General features: G+C 58.8%; 3 protein-coding genes and 1 pseudogene. All 4 read left to right on the forward strand.

The features are described from left to right. Nucleotides 1-2 precede the first annotated feature (2 nt). Nucleotides 3-1,841, forward strand: a pseudogene (gene ftsH, locus ACIPL2_RS30605) (ATP-dependent zinc metalloprotease FtsH); the annotation flags it as partial. An 8-nt stretch (nt 1,842-1,849) separates the two neighbouring features. Beyond that, nucleotides 1,850-2,701 carry a dihydropteroate synthase gene (gene folP / locus ACIPL2_RS30610; RefSeq protein ID WP_401363242.1) on the forward strand — a complete coding sequence of 284 codons (852 nt, stop codon included), beginning with the start codon at nt 1,850-1,852 and terminating at the stop codon, nt 2,699-2,701. 16 nt (nt 2,702-2,717) lie between these two features. Continuing rightward, nucleotides 2,718-4,055, forward strand: coding sequence for a phosphoglucosamine mutase (gene glmM / locus ACIPL2_RS30615; RefSeq protein WP_401363245.1), 1,338 nt, complete (start codon nt 2,718-2,720; stop codon nt 4,053-4,055). A 66-nt stretch (nt 4,056-4,121) separates the two neighbouring features. Next, the coding region (tpiA, locus tag ACIPL2_RS30620) for a triose-phosphate isomerase (protein ID WP_401363248.1) at nt 4,122-4,844 on the forward strand (723 nt) is incomplete at its 3' end.

Here is a 4,844-nt window from a genome sequence, read left to right on the forward strand (position 1 = left end):
GCCCCAACGACCCGCAGACCCTCAACTATTCCGACTTCATCCAGCAGGTCAAGGATGGCAAGGTCGAGCGCGTAGCCGTTGATGGCTATGTGATTACCGGCAAGCGCAACGATGGCGACAGCTTCAAGACCATTCGTCCGGCAATCCAGGACAACGGTCTGATCGGCGACCTCGTGGACAACCACGTCGTAGTCGAAGGCAAGCAGCCTGAGCAGCAGAGCATCTGGACTCAACTCCTGGTCGCGAGCTTCCCGATCCTGGTGATCATCGCCGTGTTCATGTTCTTCATGCGGCAGATGCAGGGTGGGGCTGGTGGCAAAGGCGGGCCGATGAGCTTCGGCAAGAGCAAGGCGCGCCTGCTCTCCGAAGATCAGGTGAAAACCACCCTGGCTGACGTTGCCGGTTGCGACGAAGCCAAGGAAGAAGTCGGTGAGCTGGTCGAGTTCCTGCGTGATCCGGGCAAGTTCCAGCGCCTGGGCGGCCGTATTCCTCGCGGCGTGCTGATGGTGGGTCCTCCGGGTACCGGTAAAACCTTGCTGGCCAAGGCGATTGCCGGCGAAGCCAAAGTGCCGTTCTTCACCATTTCCGGTTCCGATTTCGTCGAGATGTTCGTCGGTGTCGGTGCCAGCCGTGTTCGCGACATGTTTGAACAGGCCAAGAAACACGCTCCGTGCATCATCTTCATCGATGAAATCGACGCCGTTGGTCGCCACCGTGGCGCCGGCATGGGCGGCGGTCACGACGAACGCGAGCAGACGCTCAACCAGTTGCTGGTAGAGATGGACGGCTTCGAAATGAATGACGGCATCATCGTCATTGCCGCCACTAACCGTCCAGACGTACTGGACCCTGCGTTGCTGCGTCCGGGCCGTTTCGACCGTCAGGTCGTGGTCGGTCTGCCGGATATCCGTGGTCGCGAGCAAATTCTCAAGGTTCACATGCGTAAAGTGCCAATGGGTGACGACGTCGCTCCGGCCGTCATCGCACGTGGTACGCCTGGCTTCTCCGGTGCCGACCTGGCCAACCTGGTGAACGAGGCGTCGTTGTTCGCTGCCCGCACAGGCAAGCGCATCGTCGAAATGAAAGAGTTCGAACTGGCCAAGGACAAGATCATGATGGGCGCCGAGCGCAAATCGATGGTCATGTCCGAGAAAGAGAAGCAGAACACCGCTTATCACGAAGCAGGCCACGCTATCGTGGGTCGTGTCGTGCCTGAGCATGATCCGGTGTACAAAGTCTCGATCATCCCGCGCGGTCGTGCGCTGGGTGTGACCATGTTCCTGCCGGAAGAAGATCGCTACAGCCTGTCCAAGCGTGCGTTGATCAGTCAGATCTGCTCGCTGTACGGCGGCCGTATCGCTGAAGAAATGACCTTGGGCTTCGATGGCGTCACCACCGGCGCTTCCAACGACATCATGCGTGCCAGCCAGATTGCACGGAACATGGTGACCAAGTGGGGTCTGTCGGAAAAACTCGGTCCGTTGATGTACGCCGAAGAAGAGGGCGAAGTGTTCCTCGGTCGTGGCGGTGGCGGTCAGAGTGCAAGTTTCTCCGGTGAGACAGCCAAGCTGATCGACTCCGAAGTTCGCAGCATCATTGACCAGTGCTACGGCACGGCCAAGCAGATCCTCACGGATAACCGTGACAAGCTCGACGCCATGGCCGATGCCCTGATGAAGTACGAAACGATTGATGCTGATCAGATCGACGACATCATGGCGGGTCGTACGCCTCGCGAGCCTCGCGACTGGTCGGGCGGCACCGGTACTTCCGGAACACCTCCGGCAGTGCAGGATCCGCGTCCGGAAACACCGATCGGCGGTCCGGCTGCTGACGTTTAAGGTTTGAAATGACTTCTGTTCAGTCCTCAACCCGGTTGCCTTGCGGCAACCGGGTTCTTGATTTGGCCCAGACGCATGTCATGGGTATTCTCAATGTCACTCCTGATTCCTTCTCTGATGGTGGCCAATACAGCCAGCTCGATGCGGCCTTGCGCCACGCCGAAGCCATGGTGGCGGCTGGCGCGACGCTGATCGATGTTGGCGGCGAGTCGACCCGGCCGGGTGCCAGGGCGGTTTCACCGCTGGAAGAGTTGGAGCGTGTAGCGCCCATCGTTGAGCGCATCAATCGCGAGCTGGATGTCATTATCTCGGTCGATACCTCCACGCCAGCGGTCATGCGCGAAACGGCACGACTTGGCGCGGGGTTGATCAATGACGTGCGGGCGCTGCGACGCGATGGTGCTCTGGATGCCGCAGCGGCCACAGGCCTGCCGGTTTGTCTGATGCACATGCTCGGTGAGCCGGGTGATATGCAGGACAATCCGCACTATCAGGACGTTACAAGAGAGGTGGGCGAGTTTCTCGCCGAGCGCATGGCTCAATGTGCGTCGGTAGGGATTCCGGCTGAACGGATCATCCTCGATCCCGGCTTTGGCTTCGCCAAAAACCTGCAGCACAATCTAAGCTTGTTCAAGCATATGGAAGCCCTGCATGCCTTGGGGCGGCCCCTGTTGGTCGGGGTTTCGCGAAAGAGCATGATAGGCCAGGCTTTGAATCGCCCGGTCGGAGAGCGACTACATGGCGGTCTGGCACTCGCGGCGCTGGCTTCGATCAAGGGCGCGCGTATATTGCGCGTCCATGATGTGGCCGAAACAGTCGATGTGGTGAGGATGATTGCCGCAGTAGAATCAGCCGAATAAGAATGATGGAGCGCTTATGACTAGAAAATATTTTGGTACCGACGGCATTCGTGGTCGCGTCGGCGAATACCCGATTACTCCTGACTTCATGCTCAAGCTCGGTTGGGCGGCGGGCATGGCATTCCGCAAAATGGGCGCCTGCAAGGTGCTGGTGGGCAAGGACACGCGGATCTCCGGTTATATGTTCGAATCGGCGCTCGAGGCCGGGCTGACGTCGGCAGGTGCTGACGTGATGCTCTTGGGCCCGATGCCGACACCGGCCATCGCCTACCTGACGCGTACTTTTCATGCCGAAGCCGGCATCGTGATCAGTGCCTCGCACAATCCTCATGATGACAACGGCATCAAGTTTTTCTCCGGAAAGGGCACCAAGCTTCCGGATGAAATCGAGCTGATGATCGAAGAGTTGCTCGACACACCGATGACCGTGGTTGAGTCGAGCAAGATCGGCAAGGTTTCGCGGATTAACGACGCTTCGGGTCGTTACATCGAATTCTGCAAGAGCAGCGTCCCGACCGGTACCAGCTTCGCAGGTCTGAAGATCGTGATCGACTGCGCTCACGGCGCGACCTATAAGGTGGCGCCGAGTGTGTTTCGTGAGTTGGGGGCTGACGTCGTTGTACTGTCGGCGCAACCTAACGGCCTGAACATCAACGAAAATTGCGGTTCGACCCATATGGGTCCGCTGCAGGCTGCCGTTTTGGCTGAGCACGCCGATTTGGGTATTGCGTTTGACGGTGATGGTGACCGGGTCCTGATGGTGGATCACACCGGCACTGTCGTCGACGGCGACGAGCTGTTGTTCATCATCGCTCGCGACCTGCATGGGCGTGACAAATTGCACGGCGGTGTAGTCGGCACACTGATGAGTAACCTGGGGCTGGAGCTGGCCCTGGCCGATCTGTCGATTCCTTTTGTGCGCGCCAACGTCGGCGACCGCTATGTGATCGCTGACCTGCTGGAGCGCAACTGGGTCTTGGGTGGTGAAAATTCGGGGCATATTGTCTGCTTCAGTCACACCACTACCGGTGATGCGATCATTGCTGCGCTGCAGGTGTTGATGGCGCTGAAGACTCGCTCCGAATCGCTGGCTCAATCGCGTCAGGCGTTGCGCAAGTGCCCTCAGGTGCTGATCAATGTGCGTTTCGGCGGTGGTGCAAGCCCGCTCGATCATCCTTCTGTCAAAGAGGCCAGCGAACGCGTTACCCAGGCTATGGCTGGTCGTGGTCGCGTGCTGTTGCGCAAGTCCGGGACGGAGCCGCTGGTGCGTGTGATGGTCGAAGGCGAGGACGAAACGCAGGTTCGTGGCTATGCCGAAGAGCTGGCAGAACTGGTTACTGAAGTTTCTGCCTGATTACGGCTTGCCAGCCATGATTGTGTTGGGTAACATCTGCGCCCACTTTGACCGACGAGGTACAGCATGCGTCGCCCTATGGTAGCTGGTAACTGGAAGATGCACGGTACCCGCGCCAGCGTCGCTGAGCTGATCAAGGGCTTGAGTAATCTCGCCTTGCCGAGCGGTGTTGATGTGGCAGTATTTCCGTCTTTCTTGCATATCAATCAAGTGATTGAGGGGCTGGAAGGCAAGTCGATCAAGGTCGGCGCGCAGAACGCTGCGGTGGAATCCAAACAAGGTGCGTTGACCGGTGAAATTGCACCGGGTCAACTGGCCGAAGAGGGTTGCTCCCTGGTGCTCGTCGGGCACTCCGAACGTCGCCAGATCATCGGCGAGAATGATGAAACACTCATTCGCAAGTTCGAAGCGGCACAGGCATGTGGCTTGATTCCGGTGTTGTGCATAGGGGAAACCCTCGAGCAACGCGAAGCCGGGAAAACTCTTGAGGTTGTCGGGCGTCAGCTGGGCAGTATCATTGAGAAGCTGGGTGTTGGTGTCTTTGCAAATGCAGTAATTGCTTACGAGCCGGTCTGGGCCATTGGCACCGGGCTGACTGCTTCGCCGCAACAGGCGCAGGATGTGCACTCAGCCATTCGCGCTCAGTTGGCGGCAGAGAATTCTGAGGTCGCACACGGTGTGCGGCTTCTATACGGCGGCAGCGTGAAGGCGGCCAATGCGGTCGAACTGTTCGGCATGCCGGATATCGATGGGGGGCTCATTGGTGGTGCTTCCCTGTTTGCAGATGAG

Origin of the sequence: Pseudomonas sp. NPDC086251, assembly GCF_044746405.1 — a bacterium.
Classification (GTDB): domain Bacteria; phylum Pseudomonadota; class Gammaproteobacteria; order Pseudomonadales; family Pseudomonadaceae; genus Aquipseudomonas.